This is a genomic window from Pseudomonas sp. MG-9, from assembly GCF_018729515.1.
Taxonomy (GTDB): domain Bacteria; phylum Pseudomonadota; class Gammaproteobacteria; order Pseudomonadales; family Pseudomonadaceae; genus Aquipseudomonas; species Aquipseudomonas serboccidentalis.
The window spans coordinates 321,877-338,566 of sequence record NZ_JAHHZH010000007.1 but is presented as its reverse complement, the minus strand read 5'-3'; the positions used below and the strand labels follow the sequence as shown (position 1 = coordinate 338,566).

Below are 16,690 nucleotides of genomic sequence, written 5' to 3'. Positions count from 1 at the left end.
GCTATTCCACCCGCATCTCACCACTGAACACCAAGGTATTGCGGCATCGGCGGCACAAATACCGTCGCCCCTGGCGCACCAGGCTGTGGCGCTGCGCCGAAAACGGAAAGTCACTGTCGGCGCACGGGCATTTGTAGATGTAGCGTGTCACGCTGCGGCGTTTGATGGCGTAGGTGTGGCAGCGATCCGGCGGCAGCTCATAGACCCCGCGCATGATCAGTTGCCACTCCTCGCCGTGCGGCTGGATGCGGTCGCCGAACAGTTGATGGGCGATCAGGTGCGCGACTTCGTGGGCCACGGTCTGTTTGAGGAAGTGTTCGGTGTTTTCCCGGTACAGCTGCGGGTTGAAGCGCAGCAGGTTCTCGTGCAGATGCGCGACACCGGCTTTTTGCCCGCGCAGCTTGAGGCTGACGACGGGGCGTTGGAAATGACGTTTGAAAAAGGCTTCAGCGAGTTGGTAACAGTCTTCGACGCGGGTATTGAGTTGCTCGGGCATGCTTGATGGATCTCCAGAGACGTCGAGTATGCCGCAACCTCCCGGACTTGCGAATCGCTGACCTGCCGAATGGTCATCCGCCAAACGAGAAGGCCGCCTTGCGGCGGCCTGTGTTGGCAGATCTTGTTTTTCTCGGGGGGGAATCATGTCAGTTGGTATACACCGGCCCCACGCCGAGGCCCCAGACAATCACGGTGAACGCCATGATGGCCACCAGCACCACCAGACCGACCGCGAGCACTGAGCTGGAAAACAGAAAACCTTCGTCCGACGGAATGTTCATGAACGTCGGCAGCCCCACGTACAGCAGATACACCGTGTAGCAGATGGCCGCCGTGCCGACGATCATCCCCAGCCACATGTGCGGATACAGCGCTGCCAGCCCGCCGACGAACAACGGCGTCGCGGTGTAGGTGGCGAACGCCACGCAACGGGCCAGGCTCGGGTTGGCGTCATAGGTGCGCGCCATCCAGTGCACGAAGGCGCCCATGACCGCGACCCCACCGAGCATCGCCAGGTACGACATGACGGTCATCCACAGTGCGCTTTCAAAGGTCAGCATCACCGGTGCGCGGTTGCCGATCACCCAGCCGACCTGCGTGGTGCCGATAAACGCCGAAACGGCCGGAATCGCCGCCAGGATCAGCGTGTGCGTCAGGTACATGTGGCTGATGCTTTCCTCTTGGTCGCCACGGATTTCCTTCCATTCCTGATCGGGGTGGGTAAAAAGTCCCACTACGTGATGGATCATGCCAGTCACTCCTCTTGTTATTGCCATCGCCCCCCAACGGAGCGCCTACGGGCCAAGGTGGCCGAGCAAATACAGGTCTTCAGATGTGTGCGACCTTATGTCGCAGTATAGAAAGGACTAGACCACACAGGTGATAGGGGCTTAGAGCAAATCGCGCTGTAAACACAAGACTTAATCGCCGTACAGTCTTGAGTGATCGGACTTCCGATCCTGTAGGAGCTGCCGAAGGCTGCGATCTTTTGATCTTGTTTTAAAAAATCACAATCAAAAGATCGCAGCCTTCGGCAGCTCCTACATGAATATGCATTTCAGAATGCGACCGTTCGGTATGCTTCGCCCACGCCAGGTTTTTGCGTAAAATGCCGACCTTTCGTCACACCTCACGGATTTCGCTTCATGGGCACTCTTACGGTCAACCAGAACAAACTGCAAAAGCGCCTGCGCCGCCTGGCCGGCGAAGCGGTCGCCGATTTCAACATGATTGAAGACGGCGACAAGGTCATGGTCTGCCTGTCCGGGGGCAAGGACAGCTACACCATGCTCGACGTGCTGATGCACCTGCAGAAGGTTGCACCGATCAAGTTCGAGATCGTCGCCGTGAACATGGACCAGAAGCAGCCGGGCTTCCCCGAGCACGTGCTGCCGGCCTACCTCAAAGAGCTGGGCGTCGAGTACCACATCGTCGAAAAGGACACCTACTCGGTGGTCAAAGAGCTGGTGCCGGAAGGCAAGACCACCTGCTCGCTGTGCTCGCGCCTGCGTCGCGGCACGCTGTACACCTTCGCCGACGAAATCGGCGCGACCAAAATGGCCCTCGGTCATCACCGCGACGACATCGTCGAGACGTTCTTCCTCAACATATTCTTCAACGGCACGCTCAAGGCGATGCCGCCGAAGCTGCGCGCCGATGACGGGCGCAACGTGGTGATCCGCCCGCTGGCCTACTGCAACGAGAAAGACATCCAGGCCTACTCGGACTTCAAGGAGTTCCCGATCATCCCGTGCAACCTCTGCGGTTCGCAGGAAAACCTGCAGCGTCAGGTGGTCAAGGAAATGCTTCAGGACTGGGAGCGCAAGACCCCGGGGCGTACCGAAAGCATCTTCCGCAGCCTGCAGAACGTGGTGCCGTCACAACTGGCCGACCGCAACCTGTTCGATTTCACCAGCCTGAAGATCGACGAGACGGCGGCTTCGCGCTTCGTTAACGTCGTAAACCTCTAATCACCACCTGTAGGAGTGAGCCTGCTCGCGATTGCGGTGTGTCTATCAGCATCATTGTTGGATGACACACCGCAATCGCGAGCAGGCTCACTCCTACAATAGTTTCTTCGTTTCAATTCCCGGGAGAGGGCATGCGCGATTACAAGTGGCTGCACGAATACTGTCTGAACCGCTTCGGTTCGGCGGCTGAACTGGAAGCCCATCTGCCCGTTCCCAAGACCCCGGCACAATTGCGCAAGATCAGCGACGATCGTTACCTCTCGACCATGGCTCTGCGCGTCTTCCGCGCCGGGCTCAAGCACAGTCTGGTGGACGCCAAGTGGCCGGCCTTCGAAGAAGTGTTCTTCAAGTTCGACCCGGAAAAAGTCGTGCTGATGAGCGCCGAACACCTTGAACGCCTGATGCAGGACGCGCGGATCATCCGGCACCTGGGCAAGCTCAAGAGCGTGCCGCGCAATGCGCAGTTCATCCTCGATGTCGAGAAAGAGAAGGGCAGTTTCGGCGCGCTGATCGCCGACTGGCCGGTGACTGACATCGTCGGTCTGTGGACCTACCTGAAAAAGCACGGGCATCAGTTGGGCGGTCTATCGGCGCCACGCTTTCTGCGCATGGTCGGCAAGGACACGTTCGTGCCGAGCTATGACGTGGTCGCGGCGCTGAATGCACAGAAGATCGTCGACAAGGCACCGACCAGCCTGCGTGATCTGGCGATTGTGCAGAATGCGTTCAACCAGTGGCATGAACAGAGCGGCGGCCGGCCGATGAGCCAGATTTCGATGATGCTGGCTTATACCGTCAATCATTGAATAGCTAAAAGATCGCAGCCTTCGGCAGCGCCTACAGGGAACGCATTCCAACTGTAGGCGCACCTAAGGCTGCGATCTTTTTCTATCAGGCGACGGAGACTTCGCCTTCACCCGCCAGCTTGCGATTCAACTGATACCGCCACCGCACATACAGCAGCGCCGAGCAGAACAGCGCCAGGCTCGCGACCATCTCCAATACGCCAAACAGCTGCCGGCTCGGGTCATAGGCCGCCAGTGCGCCCTTGATGAAATACAGGTTCACCACAAAGCACATCCACGAGTGCCCGCGGGCGCTGCCCATGATCATCGCTGGCGCGAGAACGATCCACGGGATCAGTTCGACCAGCAGAATCACCCACGGTCGGGCGCCGTGCAGGTCGGCGAACACCAGGTAGTAAGCGGCGAGCAGCCCGGCTAGGCCGAAGAAGCACAGCAGGCTGATGATCCGCATCGCCTTGACGCGGGGTTCGAGCCACTCGACGGAGGGCAGGACTTTCGGCTTCTTCGCCACCCTCAGCCCTCCAGTTTTTGCGCGGTCTTGGCCAGACGCAGGCCGAGTGCGCGACACAGCGCCACTTCGTGGGCGTCCAGGCCGCTCTTGCCGTCAGCCCCGGCGTGGTGGCTGGCGCCATAAGGCGTACCGCCGCCCTGGGTTTCCAGCAGCGCCGACTCGCTGTACGGCAGGCCCGTGATCAGCATGCCGTGGTGCAGCAGCGGCAGCATCATCGACAGCAGGGTGGTTTCCTGGCCGCCGTGCAGGCTGGCGGTGGAGGTGAACACGCCGGCCGGTTTGCCGACCAGAGCTCCGGTCAGCCACAGGTTGCTGGTGCCGTCGAGGAAATACTTGAGCGGCGCGGCCATGTTGCCGAAACGGGTCGGGCTGCCGAGGGCCAGGCCGGCGCAGTTCTTCAGGTCATCGAGGGTGGCGTAGAGCGCGCCTTCTTCGGGGATGTCCGGGGCCACGGCCTCACACTCGGTGGAGATCGCCGGCACGGTGCGCAGACGCGCTTCGAGGCCGGCCTGTTCGACACCGCGGGCAATCTGCCGGGCCATCTCGTTGGTCGAGCCGCTGCGGCTGTAATACAGCACCAGAATGTACGGCGCGCTCACGGCAGCAACTCCAGAATCTGCTCCGGCGGACGACCGATCACGGCCTTGTCGCCGACTTCGAGAATCGGCCGTTCCATCAGTTTCGGGTGCTCGGCGATGGCGGCGATCAGCTGTGCTTCGTTGAGGCTCGGGTCGGCCAGCTGAAGCATTTTGTATTCATCTTCTCCGGTGCGCAGCAATTGCCGCGCGCTGATGTTCAGCTTGCCGAGCAAGGCCTTGATCTGCGCGGCGTCCAGCGGGGTTTCCAGGTAGCGCACCACGGTCGGGGACAGGCCGCGGGCTTCAAGAAGTTCCAGCGCACCGCGGGATTTCGAGCAGCGCGGATTGTGATAAAGCGTCAGATCGGTCATGGCGGGTCGCTTCTGGCGTAAAGTGGCGGCTATTCTAACTGTGCAGCGCGCAATCCAGAACCTTCAGAGGCGATGGGTCGCAGGCGCATTCAATTTATGACCAGGGAACATGACATGACACGGCGATTGGCAGCGGCATTGACGATAATCGGGGCGTTGATGCTGGGGGGCTGCGGGAACGACTACGGCATTGACCAGAACGGTCAGAAAGTCGCGTCCGAGCGCCTGGACAAACAGTGGGTAGTGCTCAATTACTGGGCCGAATGGTGCGGCCCGTGCCGCACGGAAATTCCGGAACTCAATCATCTGGCGGACGAGTTGAAAGGCAAGAACATCGGCGTGTTCGGGGTCAACTTCGACAACGTGCAAGGCGAGGATCTGAAATCTGCCAGCGAGAAACTGGGCATCAAATTCACCGTGCTGGCGCAGGATCCGGCCGACCTGTTCGACCTGCCGCGCAGTGAGGCCTTGCCGGTGACCTACATCATCGACAACAAGGGCAAGGTGCGCGAACAGTTGATGGGCGAGCAGACGGCGGCGGGGGTGATGGCGAAGCTGGAGGCATTGCAGGCTACAAAGTGAGTCGAGGATGAAAAAAGATCGCAGCCTTCGGCAGCTCCTACAGGTGTACACATAACCTTTTAGGAGCTGCCGGAGGCGGCGATCTTTTTTGCGGCTGAACGATCAGCCCTCTTCCAGCCACCAGCGTAGCGGCTTGCCTTCAGCCGGCCAGAAGCGCATCTGCTCGATCGGCGAGATGTCCCAGCGTTCGACGCCTTGCAGCGCCTGCAGGAAGCGTTGTTCCTGCTCCATCAGCGCCGGTGCGCAGAGCTTGCGGGTCTTGCCGATCGGGCCGAAGCTCAGCTTGTCGCCCTCGAGGGTGTACGGCGCGAACCAGTGGTTGCAGCCGCCATTGCCGTAAGCGCGACCATCGTCGCCGAGGGTCACGGTCAGGTGGCTGTAATCCATCAATGGCCGCTCGCCGATCCATTCCAGAATGTAGCTGCGGTTCTGCTGCAATTGCACAGGCTCTGCGGCGCAGCCCACCAGAGCGGCACCGACCAACAGTGGCAGGGCAAGGCGTTTCATCACGCAGGCTCCTGGCATTTCGGGCACAGGTGCTTGTCGCCGACGGCTTTCCAGCCCAGCTCGGCGATGCGCGCCGTGGCGGCCGGTTTCTCGGCGGTCTTGCCCAGCTTGGCATCGACCGCGAACTCGAAGTTCAGCTCTTTGGCGCAGCTGTCGCAGTTGACCTGCCAGGTGTGGATCGCCAGTTCGCCGAATACCGGGCCGGTGGTCATCGCGGTCCATTGGCCTGGCGGATTGATCAGGTGGCGCACGGTGTCGACGGTCAGGCGCATGGACAAGTCCTTGCTGCCCTTGAGGGTGACCAACAGGACGTCACCGTTGCGAATCGAGCCACCATTGCCGGTGACCTGATAGCGGCCCGGTACGAGGGCGCGGCATTCGGTGAGGGTGTGTTGCGGGTTCATCAGGGTGTAGCGGAAATCGTGTTCGACCATGGGTCCTCCAAATATGCGCGACATGCTAGCACGGGCTTGATTGCAGGATGGCGTACGCGTGCGACCTTCGATCCGGTTCAAATCGGCCGGCGCTCATGGCAAACTGCCGCCCTTCACTCTGAGGGAACGGAACATGGCGCTGATTGAATGTTATGAATGCAAGCGGAGCATCAGCTCTGAAGTAAAGGCGTGCATTCATTGTGGTGCTCCGATGGCGCAGCAGCACGAGCACAGCCCGGCGCCAGCAGCTACAACGATTTCGTTCGGCAGCCTGCCGCGTAACAAATCCGTGCCCGAGGCTTTTGTCCCGCCACCGGCTGCCGAACCGGCGCCGAGAGTGTCACCGGCCGCGGTCGGTCGCCGCCGTCGGCAAGCCGCGCCAGCCCCTCACCTTCAGCCCAACGCCGACGGCTCGCGTCCGGTGGAAGGCTGGTTGAAGATCATGGTGTTTCTGTTGCCGATGGTCTTCGTCTGGTTCCTGTTGCGTAATGGTCACTCGATGAAGCAGCGCTTTTTCGGTTTTGGCTGGCTCGCGTTGCTGATCCTGGCGTCTTCGTTGTCGCCGAAGTAAACCGGCAATTCTTCAACCTTCGACCTGGTTCTGCGGCGCGCCTGCGGCCCAGGTCGCGATGTTGTGCAGGGTGGTCGCGGCAATCGCGCCCAAGGCTTCATGGGTCAGAAATGCCTGATGCGCGGTGATGATCACGTTCGGGAACGTCAGCAACCGCGCCAGCACATCGTCCTGCAACGGCAGGTCGGAGCGATCCTCGAAAAACAGCTGCGCCTCTTCTTCATAGACATCCAGTCCCAGATAACCCAGTTGACCGTCCTTCAAGGCGTCGATCAGCGCTGGCGTGTCCACCAGACCGCCGCGACCGGTGTTGATCAGCATCGCCCCCGGTTGCAGAAGCGCCAGTGATTCACGGTTGATCAAGTGTTTGCTCTGCGCGTTGAGCGGGCAGTGCAGGCTGATGATCCGCGACTGCGCGAGCAGCTCCGGCAGGCTCAGATAGCGCGCGCCCAACGCCACGACCTCAGGGTTTGGATACGGGTCGCAGGCCAGCAACTCACAACCGAAACCGTGCATGATTTTCGCGAACGTGGCGCCGATCTGTCCGGTGCCGACGATGCCGACGGTCTTGCCCACCAGATCGAAACCGGTCAGGCCGTGCAGGCTGAAATCACCTTCGCGGGTGCGGTTGTAGGCACGGTGCAGGCGCCGGTTGAGCGCCAGAATCAGCGCCACGGCATGTTCGGCCACGGCATGCGGCGAATAGGCCGGGACCCGCACCACGGCCAGCCCGAGGCGTTTTGCCGCGACCAGATCGACATGGTTGTAGCCCGCCGAGCGCAGGGCGATCAGCCGTGTACCGCCGGCGGCGAGGCGCTCCAGCACCGGCGCACTGAGGTCATCGTTGATGAAGGCGCAGACCACCTCGTGCTGCTCGGCCAAAGCGGCCGTATCGAGGCTGAGCCGGGCCGGCTGAAAGTGCAGCTCGATAGCGGCCGGGCAGTCGGCGGCGAGGAAACTGTCGCGGTCGTAGGTCTGGCTGCTGAAAACGATCGTGCGCATGCATTCCTCCTTGGCGCAGGGTGACGAGTCAGTGTTGACCCGTCCTCACTGTAGCGTGGGACAGCGAGGGCGACATTGCCGTGGATCAGGCGCTGATCCTGGCCTGTGCCGCGAGGCGATTGATGGCCCGCTCCAGTTCTTCCAGCGCCGCTACCGCTTTCGGGTCACCCTGTTTGAGCAGGGTTTCACTGCGCTGACAGGCCGCGCGCAATTGCGGTACGCCGCAATACCGGGTCGCACCGTGCAGGCGATGCACGCGCTCGATCAGCGCATTCTGGTCACGGCTTTCACAAGCGGCGCGAATCGCTTCGCGGTCGGCCTCCAGCGAAGCGAGCAGCATCGCCAGCATGTCTGCCGCCAGATCGGCCTTGCCGGCGGCCAGGCGCAGGCCTTCTTCGTGGTCGAGTACCGGCAGCTCATTGTTGCCGGTCGCGCTGTCATTGACCCGCTCCGGACCTTGATTGCGCAGCGCCAGACCGGTCCACTTCAGCACCACTTGCGCCAGTTGCCGCTCGCTGATCGGCTTGGTCAGGTAGTCGTCCATACCGCTTTGCAGCAAGGCGCGTTTCTCGTTGGCCATGGCGTGGGCGGTGAGGGCGACGATCGGCAGCGGCGTGCAATGCCGTTCGCTTTCCCACTGGCGGATGGTTTCCGTGGTCTGGCGCCCGTCCATGCCGGGCATCTGCACGTCCATCAGCACCAGATCGAAAGATTCGCTCTGCACCGCTTTGACCGCCGCATAGCCGCTTTCCACGGCCAAAACCTTGGCGCCCATGTCTTCGAGCAGGGTCTGCACCAGCAACAGGTTGGCCGGGTTGTCGTCGACACACAGCACTTTCGGCGCGCGGCTCGATAGCGGTTCGCCCGGTTCGTTGCGTGGCTGGCGCGGGTTGGCCAGATCCGCCAGGGCCCGACGCAGTTTGCGCGTGCAGGCCGGTTTCGCCTGCAACTGACTGTGCGGGTTGGGCACCGAGAGATGGAACAACGTCTGTTCAGTGGTCGGGCACAACACCAGCACTTTGCAGCCGAGGTGTTCCAGGTCCCAGATGTGCTGGTTCAGGCGTTCCGGGAGCATGTCGTTGCTGGTGATGCCGAGCACGGCGAGGTCGATTGCCTGATCGGTCTGGTGCGCGCCGGTGACGCCATTGGTCAGGCTTTCCAGGGTGTTGAACGGTGTGACGTCGAGGCCACAGTCTTCCAGTTGATGCTGCAGCGCCTGACGCGCCAGTTCGTGATTTTCCAGCACCGCCACCCGACGTCCGAGCAGCGGCGGGCCCGGCAGGTCTTCGGTGTCGTCGCGGGCTTTCGGCAGGCTCAGGCTGATCCAGAATTCCGAACCTTCGCCCGGGGTGCTGTCGACGCCGATCTCGCCGCCCATCTGTTCGATCAGACGCTTGGAAATCACCAGGCCCAGACCGGTGCCGCCGGGCTGGCGCGACAGCGAGTTGTCGGCCTGACTGAAGGCCTGGAACAACGCGCGCACATCCTGACTCGACAAGCCGATGCCGGTGTCCTGAATGCTGATGCGCAGTTGCACGCTGTCTTCGTGTTCTTCCTCGAGCATCGCGCGGGCGACGATGGTGCCTTCGCGGGTGAACTTGATCGCATTGCTGACCAGGTTGGTGAGGATCTGCTTCAGGCGCAGCGGATCGCCGACCAGCGACAGCGGCGTGTCGCGGTACACCAGACTCACCAGCTCCAATTGCTTGGCATGGGCCGCCGGCGCCAGAATCGTCAGGGTGTCCTGCAACAGGTCGCGCAGGTTGAATGGAATATGGTCGAGCACCAGTTTGCCGGCCTCGATCTTCGAGAAATCGAGGATCTCGTTGATGATCCCCAGCAGGCTGTCGGCGGACTTTTCGATGGTGCCCAGATAGTCGAGCTGGCGCGGGGTCAGTTCGCTTTTCTGCAACAGGTGCGTGAAACCGAGAATGCCGTTGAGCGGTGTGCGGATCTCGTGGCTCATGTTGGCGAGGAACTCGGATTTGATCCGACTCGCCTCCAGCGCTTCTTTGCGCGCCAGGTCCAGCTCGATGTTCTGGATTTCGATGGTTTCCAGGTTCTGGCGCACGTCTTCGGTGGCCTGATCGACGCTGTGTTGCAGTTCTTCGCGGGCGTTCTGCAGGGTGCCGGCCATGCGGTTGATACCGGAGGCCAACTCGTCCAGCTCCTGACTGCCGAGGGGTGGCAGACGGGTTTCCAGATGACCGTCCTTGAGCTGGGCGACGGCGTGTTTGATCTGGCTCAGCGGGCGGTTGATCGTGCGGCCCATGCGCAACGCGAGCAGGGCGGCGCCGGCAAGGCCAGCGGCAATCAACAGCAGGCTGGCAAACAGACTGCGGTAACCGCGCAGCAGCATGCCGTTGTGCGACAGTTCCAGTTCGACCCAGCCGAGCAAACGGTCGGATTCTTCCGGGATCAGGTCGCCGGCGAGATTGCGATGCTTGCCGAACACCGGCATCAGGTAGCGGGTGGCGTCATTGCCACTGCGCCGTTGCAATTGCGCACTGTCGCCGCTGGGCGCCTGATTGAGCATGGTCGGGCCGGCGTGCGCCAGGGGTGTGTGGTCGGGGGCGAGGAAGGTGACGGCGCGCACGTCGGGCTGTTCGAGGGACTGGGTGGCGATGCGCTCCAGCAGATCGGTGTTGCCATGGCCCATGGCGGGCGCCACCAGCGGGGCCAGTTGTTCGGCGATCATCTCGCCGCGCTGCATCAACTGGGTCTGCAGGTCGGACTGTTGCATCCAGGTGAAATAGCCACCGAGCACCAACGCCATCAGGCTGGTCGGCAACAGGGTCAGCAACAATACGCGACCTTTGATTCCCAGTTTCTTGAGCACACCCATCTCCTGCATCCCGCTGAACTGTTGACTCGCACGTGCGTCCGGCACGCGACATTGGCGCAGTGTAGCGATTTGCAGGCAGGCAATCTCCGGAAAAATCATCTCGGCATCGGTCGGCGGCGGCGGGCGCGTTTGTCCGGCGGGTCAACCTTGGGTTGCCCGATGGCGGGCAATCTTGAATAATCGCTCAACTGAGAATTATTTGCAGATACTCATGACGCTTGTCTCCGCCGACCCGCCACGCATTCTTGCCATCGAGGACGACCCGGTCCTGGGCGCCTACGTTCACGAGCATCTGGGCCGCAGCGGCTTTGCGGTGACCTGGTGCCAGAACGGGCAGGACGGTCTGAACATCGCCCGCCACCAGCCGTTCGACGTGGTGCTGATGGACATTCTGTTGCCGGGGCTCGATGGCCTGAAGGTGCTGACCCAATTACGCCAGAGCCATTCGACGCCGGTGCTGCTGATGTCGGCCCTGGGCGCCGAGGCGGACCGCATCAGCGGCTTCCGCCTGGGGGCCGACGATTACCTGCCCAAGCCGTTCAGCATGGCCGAACTGCATGTGCGGATCGAGGCGATCCTGCGGCGGGTGGCACTGGATCGGAGCCCGGCAGCGATTGCGCCGCCCGCGATCAGCGGCGCGCTGCGTTTCGACGATGAACAGTGCGACGTCTTCTATAACCAGCAGGCTGCCGGCCTGACCCGCAGCGAATACCGCTTGCTGGAAACCCTCAATCGCAATGACGAGGAAGTGCTGAGCAAGGCCTTCCTTTATCAGCACGTGCTGCAACGGGGCTACGCGGCCCACGACCGCAGCCTCGACATGCACATCAGCCAGATCCGCCGCAAACTCAAGGCCATCGGTTACACCGAGCGGGAAGTGCGCACAGTGTGGGGCAAGGGCTATGTGCTGAGTGCGGCCGATGAAAGTCTCTGATCTGCCGGGGCGGCATTCGCTGTTCTGGAAGCTGGCGTGCCTGCTGGTGGCGTTCTGTCTGCTGATGATCTGGCTGAGCTGGTCGTGGGGGCGCTACATGGAGGAGCGCAATCAGTTCCTCTCCGATGAGGCGCGCGGCACCCTGAGCCGTTATGCCGCCGAAGCCGAGCGAGCGTGGCAGCGCAGCGCACGCGACGGGGTCGATCACTGGCTACAGAGCATGGAGCTGCGCGAGGCAGGGTGGGTCGGGGTGATCGACCGCAATTTGCAGTCGTTGAGCAGTGATCCGCTGAATGAACAGGAAATTCAGCACCTGACCTTTCTGCGCGGCCTCGACTGGCCGATTCACAAGAAAAGCCGACCGTGGCTGCGCGTGCCGTTTCCCAATGACCCGTCCTCCGGCAGTCTGGTGATCGAGCTGCCGGAGCGCTTCCTGCCGGGGAAATACCGGGTGTTCTGGCGGGTGATCACCAACGGCGTGATTCCGGGGCTGTTCACCTTGTTGCTGTGCGTCGGCCTGTATCGCTTGCTGGTGGTGCCGCTGAACAACTTGCGTGAGCAGGCCAACGCCTGGCGCGCCGATCAATTGAATGTGCGCCTGTCGAGTGGCATCACCCAGCGCCCGGATGAACTCGGTGAGCTGGCGCGGGCCTTCGACTCGATGTCCGAGCGCCTGCAATCCACCGTCGCCCTGCAACAGCAGTTGCTGCGCGACCTGTCCCATGAACTGCGCACGCCGCTGAGCCGGCTGCGGGTGGCCAGTGAAAGTGAACAGGATCTGGTGCAACTGCGCGAGCGCATCGGCCGTGAAGTCGACGGCATGCAACGGCTGGTCGAAGACACTCTGCAACTGGCCTGGCTCGACACCGAGCGCGCGCCCCTGGCGGACGAAGCGATCCAGATTCAGGCGCTGTGGGAAATGCTCACCGACAATGCCTGCTATGAAAGCGGCTGGCCGAGCCTGCAATTGCAGTGCGCCGTGCCGTCGTCGTGCTGGGTGCGCGGCAACCTCAACACCTTGGCGCAGGCGCTGGAAAACATTTTGCGCAATGCCATTCGTCATTCGCCCGAGGGCGGCATTGTTCGCCTCGATGGACGACGTGATGGCGATGACTGGCATTTGTGGCTGGAAGATCAGGGCGGCGGCGTGGCCGAGGGTGATCTGCAACGGATCTTCTCGCCATTCACCCGACTCGACGGCTCGCGCCCGGGCGATGGCGGGTTTGGCCTGGGTTTAAGCATTGCGCGCAATGCGGTGCAGCGTCAGGGCGGGATGTTGTGGGCGGAGAATGGCGGGGCGGGGTTGCGCTTGAATTTGCGACTGATTGCCGATGACGGTGTCGCTCCGGCTGACGCCATCGCGAGCAGGCTCACTCCTGCATTGGAATCGTGTTCGCCGCAGATTGTGTGAACAACACAGATCTCCTGTAGGAGTGAGCCTGCTCGCGATGTAGTCCATTCGGGTGGCCAATCCTGATGGCTTGCCGGAGCACTCGCCTTTTTTTGTACGACATTTCCCAAGCTGCATCGGCGGTCATTTCAAGCTTCCTGAAGGGGTTAGGCTCGTGCTTCCCCCTGATCTTCAAGGAATTGTGCATGACTGTATCCAGCCTTATCAGCAGCCCCGATGGCGAACGCTTCAACGAAGTGCTCGCGCTGATTCACCGTTCCAGACATCAGGCCATGCAGGCGGTCAATACTCAACTGATTGAGCTTTATTGGCAGGTGGGGGCGCACATCAGTCGAAAGATTGAGCAGGCGGAGTGGGGGGATTCCGTGGTGGGCCAATTGGCCGAACATTTGGCTCTGACACAACCGGGATTGCGAGGTTTTACTCGTTCGAACTTGTTTCGTATGCGCCAGTTTTATGAGCTTTATCACGCCGAAGAAAAAGTCGCACCACTGGTGCGACAATTGTCCTAGTCGCACAATTTGACCATTTTCAGCCAATGCAAACGACCAGAGGAGCGCGAGTTCTACGTACGAATGGCCGTTCGAGAGCAATGGTCGAGACGTGAGCTGGAGCGGCAGCTCAAAGCAGCTTTGTTTGAGCGAAGCGTCACCGACCCGGCAAGAGCCTCCGCGGCATTGCAGCAAACACACCCCGAAGCTCTCGAGATATTCCGTGATTCCTACATGGTCGAATTTCTCGATCTGCCCGGCGCTCATTCTGAAACCGATCTGCACCAAGGTCTGCTATCTCGCCTCAAGGAATTCCTGATCGAACTTGGTCGCGACTTCTGCTTTGTCGGTTCCGAATATCCATTGCAGGTCGGCGGTCGGGATTTCTCTCTTGATCTTCTGTTTTTCCACCGAGGGCTTAACTGCCTGGTAGCCATTGAACTCAAGGTCGGCCGTTTTGAGCCGGAATACCTAGGCAAGCTGGATTTCTATTTGGAGGCGCTGGATCGCAATGTCCGCAAGCCTCACGAAAGCCCGGCCATCGGTGTCCTGCTGTGTGCAAGCAAGGAAGATGAGGTCGTCGAGTACGCACTCAATCGCAGTCTTTCGCCCGCATTGATAGCGGAATATCAAACCTGTCTGCCGGATAAGCAATTGCTGCAGGCCAAGTTGCATGAGTTTTATGCACTGGATACGGCACACACAGAAAATAGCGACTAATGGCTGCTTATTCCCAGAAACCATAAGCACCGCACTTTGCGTGATATGGCCTGCGCAGGTTTGCCGGTATGATAGGCGCCCCCGCACGTCTGGATTGCGAATACGCCATGACCCTGCAGTACCCAACCATCGCCGATTGCGTCGGCAACACTCCGCTGGTGCGTTTGCAGCGCCTGCCCGGTGCCACCAGCAACACCCTATTGCTCAAGCTCGAAGGGAACAACCCGGCGGGTTCGGTCAAGGACCGTCCGGCGCTGTCGATGATCACCCGTGCCGAACTGCGTGGGCAGATCCACGCCGGCGATACGCTGATCGAAGCGACCTCGGGCAACACCGGCATTGCGCTGGCCATGGCCGCCGCGATCAAGGGTTACAAGATGATCCTGATCATGCCGGACAACTCCAGCGCCGAACGCAAGGCGGCGATGACCGCCTATGGTGCCGAGCTGATTCTGGTCAGCCAGGAAGAGGGCATGGAAGGCGCTCGCGATCTCGCTCAGCGGATGGAAGCCGAAGGCCGTGGCAAGGTGCTCGATCAGTTCGCCAACGGCGACAATCCTGAAGCGCACTACACCACCACCGGCCCGGAAATCTGGCGTCAGACCCAGGGCACCATCACCCATTTCGTCAGTTCGATGGGCACCACCGGCACCATCATGGGCGTGTCGCGCTACTTGAAAGAGCAGAGCGACAGCGTGCAGATCGTCGGCCTGCAACCGATGGAAGGCTCGGCCATTCCCGGCATCCGTCGCTGGCCGCAGGAATACCTGCCGAAGATCTATCAGGCCGACCGCGTCGACCGCATCGTCGACATGGCGCAAAGCGAAGCCGAGGACGTCACCCGGCGTCTGGCTCGCGAAGAAGGCATCTTCTGTGGCGTGTCCTCGGGCGGTGCGGTGGCAGCGATGCTGCGCCTGTCCAACGAAGTTGAAAACGCGGTGATCGTTGCGATCATCTGTGACCGTGGCGACCGTTACCTGTCGACCGGCATTTTCGACGCGCCCAACTGATGGCCAAGCACGAGAGAGGCCTGCGCTTCCAGCCCACCGGCGGCAGCAAGGCCGCGCAAATCCCGACCGGCAAAAAGCAGCGCTTGAACATCGAGCGTCTGGCCAATGACGGTCGTGGCATCGCGTTTTTCGAAGGCCGTACCTGGTTCGTCCTCGGCGCCCTGGCGGGTGAAGAGGTCGAGGCGCGGGTGCTCGGCACCCACGGCAAAGTGGTCGAGGCGCGCACCGAGCGCGTGTTTAAGGCCAGCGAACTGCGCCGTCCGGCAGCCTGTCAGCACGCCGGCCGCTGCGGCGGTTGCAGCGTGCAACACTTGCCCCACAACGAACAGCTTGCCCTGAAACAGCGCATGCTCGCCGAGCAGTTATTGAAGGTCGCAGGCGTCGCGCCAGACGAATGGGCCGCGCCATTGAGCGGTCCGGAGTTCGGCTATCGCCGTCGCGCGCGGATCGCCGTGCGCTGGGACATGAAGGCGAAAAAACTCGAAGTCGGGTTCCGTGCTGCCGGCAGCCAGGACATCGTCGCGATCAGCGAATGCCCGGTGCTGGTACAGCCTTTGCAACCGATCATGACCCGTTTGCCGGAGATGCTCCGCCGTTTGAGCAAGCCGCAGGCGCTGGGCCATGTCGAGTTGTTCAGCGGTTCATCGCTGGCCGTGCTGTTGCGGCACATGGCGCCGTTGTCTGAAGCGGATCTGACGATTCTCAAGGAGTTCTGCCAGTTCCATGAAGCGCAGTTGTGGCTGCATGGCGAAGGCGAACCGCAACCGGTCGATGCCACGCAGTCGCTGGGCTATCGCCTGGAACAGTGGGATCTGGACCTGGCCTGGCGGCCGGGGGATTTCATTCAGGTCAACGCCGGGGTCAACGAGGCGATGGTGGCGCAGGCGCTGGACTGGCTGAAACCGCGCGCCGACGAGCGCGTGCTGGATCTGTTCTGCGGCCTGGGTAACTTCGCCTTGCCGCTGGCCAAAAGCGTGCGCGAAGTGGTGGCGGTGGAGGGCGTGCAGACCATGGTCGACCGCGCCGCCGCGAACGCCGCTAGCAACAATTTGCATAACACAAAGTTTTTTCAAGCCGATTTATCCCAGCCTTTGACCGATGCTCAGTGGATCGGAAACGGCTTTTCTGCGGTACTCTTGGACCCACCGCGTGACGGTGCTTTCGAGGTGGTGCGCAAGCTCGCGACCCTGGGTGCCGAGCGGTTGGTTTATGTGTCGTGCAACCCTGCAACTCTGGCGCGCGATACGGTCGAATTGATCAAGCAGGGCTACCGGTTAAAACGTGCCGGGATTCTCGATATGTTTCCTCAGACGGCGCATGTCGAAGCCATGGCGTTATTTGAAGCGAGCCAGGATGGCTCGTCTGATCCGTCTGGTCTGTCCGCATAGCGCTCGCTTTAGCCCCGCGAGTGCAAACGGGCAATGAAGGCCAGCGATTTGACGCATTGAA

The 16,690-nt window shown here is 61.4% G+C and carries 17 protein-coding genes and 1 pseudogene; 9 read left to right on the top strand and 9 right to left on the bottom strand.

Going from position 1 to position 16,690, the window contains the following annotated elements:
• Position 1 precedes the first annotated feature (1 nt).
• Together KKQ10_RS20210 and KKQ10_RS20205 are read right to left on the bottom strand one after the other, a co-directional pair.
• The gene (locus tag KKQ10_RS20210; protein ID WP_003227192.1) at positions 2-496 is read right to left on the bottom strand and encodes a SprT family zinc-dependent metalloprotease; all 495 of its coding nucleotides are present in this window, start codon (positions 494-496) and stop codon (positions 2-4) included.
• Between the two features lie 148 nt (positions 497-644).
• On the bottom strand, positions 645-1,247 hold the full coding sequence (locus KKQ10_RS20205) for a Yip1 family protein (protein WP_047599701.1): 603 nt from the start codon (positions 1,245-1,247) through the stop codon (positions 645-647).
• 396 nt (positions 1,248-1,643) lie between these two features.
• On the opposite strand from KKQ10_RS20205, the gene ttcA reads away from it, so the two are divergent.
• On the top strand, positions 1,644-2,468 hold the full coding sequence (ttcA, locus tag KKQ10_RS20200) for a tRNA 2-thiocytidine(32) synthetase TtcA (RefSeq protein ID WP_215502096.1): 825 nt from the start codon (positions 1,644-1,646) through the stop codon (positions 2,466-2,468).
• A 131-nt stretch (positions 2,469-2,599) separates the two neighbouring features.
• The gene (locus KKQ10_RS20195; RefSeq protein WP_102354186.1) at positions 2,600-3,274 is read left to right on the top strand and encodes a DNA-3-methyladenine glycosylase I; all 675 of its coding nucleotides are present in this window, start codon (positions 2,600-2,602) and stop codon (positions 3,272-3,274) included.
• 85 nt (positions 3,275-3,359) lie between these two features.
• On the opposite strand, the gene KKQ10_RS20190 is transcribed toward KKQ10_RS20195, so the two are convergent.
• The 3 genes from KKQ10_RS20190 to arsC are packed head-to-tail and all read right to left on the bottom strand — an operon-like array spanning position 3,360 to position 4,734.
• Positions 3,360-3,785 (bottom strand): DUF2069 domain-containing protein, encoded by a 426-nt coding sequence (locus KKQ10_RS20190; protein WP_123466921.1) that lies wholly within the window; start codon positions 3,783-3,785, stop codon positions 3,360-3,362.
• A 2-nt stretch (positions 3,786-3,787) separates the two neighbouring features.
• Positions 3,788-4,384, bottom strand: a complete 597-nt coding sequence (gene wrbA / locus KKQ10_RS20185) for an NAD(P)H:quinone oxidoreductase (RefSeq protein WP_025112949.1) — start codon at positions 4,382-4,384, stop codon at positions 3,788-3,790.
• Complete coding sequence (gene arsC / locus KKQ10_RS20180; protein ID WP_215502095.1) at positions 4,381-4,734, bottom strand: arsenate reductase (glutaredoxin); 354 nt, start codon at positions 4,732-4,734, stop codon at positions 4,381-4,383. The genes wrbA and arsC overlap by 4 nt, the downstream gene beginning before the upstream one ends.
• A gap of 114 nt (positions 4,735-4,848) precedes the next feature.
• Between arsC and KKQ10_RS20175 the strand changes: the two genes are divergently transcribed.
• Positions 4,849-5,316 (top strand): TlpA disulfide reductase family protein, encoded by a 468-nt coding sequence (locus KKQ10_RS20175; RefSeq protein ID WP_007968708.1) that lies wholly within the window; start codon positions 4,849-4,851, stop codon positions 5,314-5,316.
• Between the two features lie 102 nt (positions 5,317-5,418).
• Here KKQ10_RS20175 and KKQ10_RS20170 read toward each other — a convergent pair whose 3' ends face one another.
• Positions 5,419-5,823, bottom strand: coding sequence for an META domain-containing protein (locus tag KKQ10_RS20170; RefSeq protein WP_098965082.1), 405 nt, complete (start codon positions 5,821-5,823; stop codon positions 5,419-5,421).
• Positions 5,823-6,257, bottom strand: coding sequence for a hypothetical protein (locus KKQ10_RS20165; protein ID WP_025112952.1), 435 nt, complete (start codon positions 6,255-6,257; stop codon positions 5,823-5,825). Before KKQ10_RS20165 ends, KKQ10_RS20170 begins: the two co-directional genes overlap by 1 nt.
• Positions 6,258-6,390: 133 nt before the next feature.
• On the opposite strand from KKQ10_RS20165, the gene KKQ10_RS20160 reads away from it, so the two are divergent.
• Entirely contained in the window at positions 6,391-6,828 is a 438-nt protein-coding gene (locus KKQ10_RS20160; RefSeq protein ID WP_215502094.1) for a hypothetical protein, read from the top strand.
• Positions 6,829-6,840: 12 nt separating this feature from the next.
• Here the strand turns inward: KKQ10_RS20160 and KKQ10_RS20155 are convergent, their stop codons facing one another.
• Positions 6,841-7,830, bottom strand: coding sequence for a 2-hydroxyacid dehydrogenase (locus tag KKQ10_RS20155; protein WP_127652309.1), 990 nt, complete (start codon positions 7,828-7,830; stop codon positions 6,841-6,843).
• An 85-nt stretch (positions 7,831-7,915) separates the two neighbouring features.
• Positions 7,916-10,669 carry a response regulator gene (locus KKQ10_RS20150; protein WP_127652308.1) on the bottom strand — a complete coding sequence of 918 codons (2,754 nt, stop codon included), beginning with the start codon at positions 10,667-10,669 and terminating at the stop codon, positions 7,916-7,918.
• 217 nt (positions 10,670-10,886) lie between these two features.
• Between KKQ10_RS20150 and KKQ10_RS20145 the strand changes: the two genes are divergently transcribed.
• From KKQ10_RS20145 to rlmD, 5 genes and pseudogenes are all read left to right on the top strand, one after another.
• On the top strand, positions 10,887-11,609 hold the full coding sequence (locus tag KKQ10_RS20145; RefSeq protein WP_215502093.1) for a response regulator transcription factor: 723 nt from the start codon (positions 10,887-10,889) through the stop codon (positions 11,607-11,609).
• Positions 11,596-13,020 carry a sensor histidine kinase gene (locus KKQ10_RS20140; RefSeq protein WP_215502092.1) on the top strand — a complete coding sequence of 475 codons (1,425 nt, stop codon included), beginning with the start codon at positions 11,596-11,598 and terminating at the stop codon, positions 13,018-13,020. Before KKQ10_RS20145 ends, KKQ10_RS20140 begins: the two co-directional genes overlap by 14 nt.
• A gap of 185 nt (positions 13,021-13,205) precedes the next feature.
• Positions 13,206-14,231, top strand: a pseudogene (locus KKQ10_RS20135) (PDDEXK nuclease domain-containing protein).
• A 107-nt stretch (positions 14,232-14,338) separates the two neighbouring features.
• Complete coding sequence (cysM, locus tag KKQ10_RS20130; protein ID WP_215502117.1) at positions 14,339-15,241, top strand: cysteine synthase CysM; 903 nt, start codon at positions 14,339-14,341, stop codon at positions 15,239-15,241.
• Entirely contained in the window at positions 15,241-16,629 is a 1,389-nt protein-coding gene (gene rlmD, locus KKQ10_RS20125) for a 23S rRNA (uracil(1939)-C(5))-methyltransferase RlmD (RefSeq protein WP_215502091.1), read from the top strand. The genes cysM and rlmD overlap by 1 nt, the downstream gene beginning before the upstream one ends.
• Positions 16,630-16,690 lie beyond the last annotated feature (61 nt).

Bases quoted from the DNA above. Each gene is read 5' to 3' on its own strand.
- rlmD (WP_215502091.1), top strand. From the start codon at position 15,241: ATGGCCAAGCACGAGAGAGGCCTGCGCTTCCAGCCCACCGGCGGCAGC.
- KKQ10_RS20160 (WP_215502094.1), top strand. From the start codon at position 6,391: ATGGCGCTGATTGAATGTTATGAATGCAAGCGGAGCATCAGCTCTGAA.
- KKQ10_RS20145 (WP_215502093.1), top strand. From the start codon at position 10,887: ATGACGCTTGTCTCCGCCGACCCGCCACGCATTCTTGCCATCGAGGAC.
- KKQ10_RS20175 (WP_007968708.1), top strand. From the start codon at position 4,849: ATGACACGGCGATTGGCAGCGGCATTGACGATAATCGGGGCGTTGATG.
- KKQ10_RS20205 (WP_047599701.1), bottom strand. From the start codon at position 1,247: ATGATCCATCACGTAGTGGGACTTTTTACCCACCCCGATCAGGAATGG.
- KKQ10_RS20170 (WP_098965082.1), bottom strand. From the start codon at position 5,823: ATGAAACGCCTTGCCCTGCCACTGTTGGTCGGTGCCGCTCTGGTGGGC.
- ttcA (WP_215502096.1), top strand. From the start codon at position 1,644: ATGGGCACTCTTACGGTCAACCAGAACAAACTGCAAAAGCGCCTGCGC.
- KKQ10_RS20165 (WP_025112952.1), bottom strand. From the start codon at position 6,257: ATGGTCGAACACGATTTCCGCTACACCCTGATGAACCCGCAACACACC.
- KKQ10_RS20210 (WP_003227192.1), bottom strand. From the start codon at position 496: ATGCCCGAGCAACTCAATACCCGCGTCGAAGACTGTTACCAACTCGCT.
- KKQ10_RS20140 (WP_215502092.1), top strand. From the start codon at position 11,596: ATGAAAGTCTCTGATCTGCCGGGGCGGCATTCGCTGTTCTGGAAGCTG.
- KKQ10_RS20195 (WP_102354186.1), top strand. From the start codon at position 2,600: ATGCGCGATTACAAGTGGCTGCACGAATACTGTCTGAACCGCTTCGGT.
- arsC (WP_215502095.1), bottom strand. From the start codon at position 4,734: ATGACCGATCTGACGCTTTATCACAATCCGCGCTGCTCGAAATCCCGC.
- cysM (WP_215502117.1), top strand. From the start codon at position 14,339: ATGACCCTGCAGTACCCAACCATCGCCGATTGCGTCGGCAACACTCCG.
- KKQ10_RS20155 (WP_127652309.1), bottom strand. From the start codon at position 7,830: ATGCGCACGATCGTTTTCAGCAGCCAGACCTACGACCGCGACAGTTTC.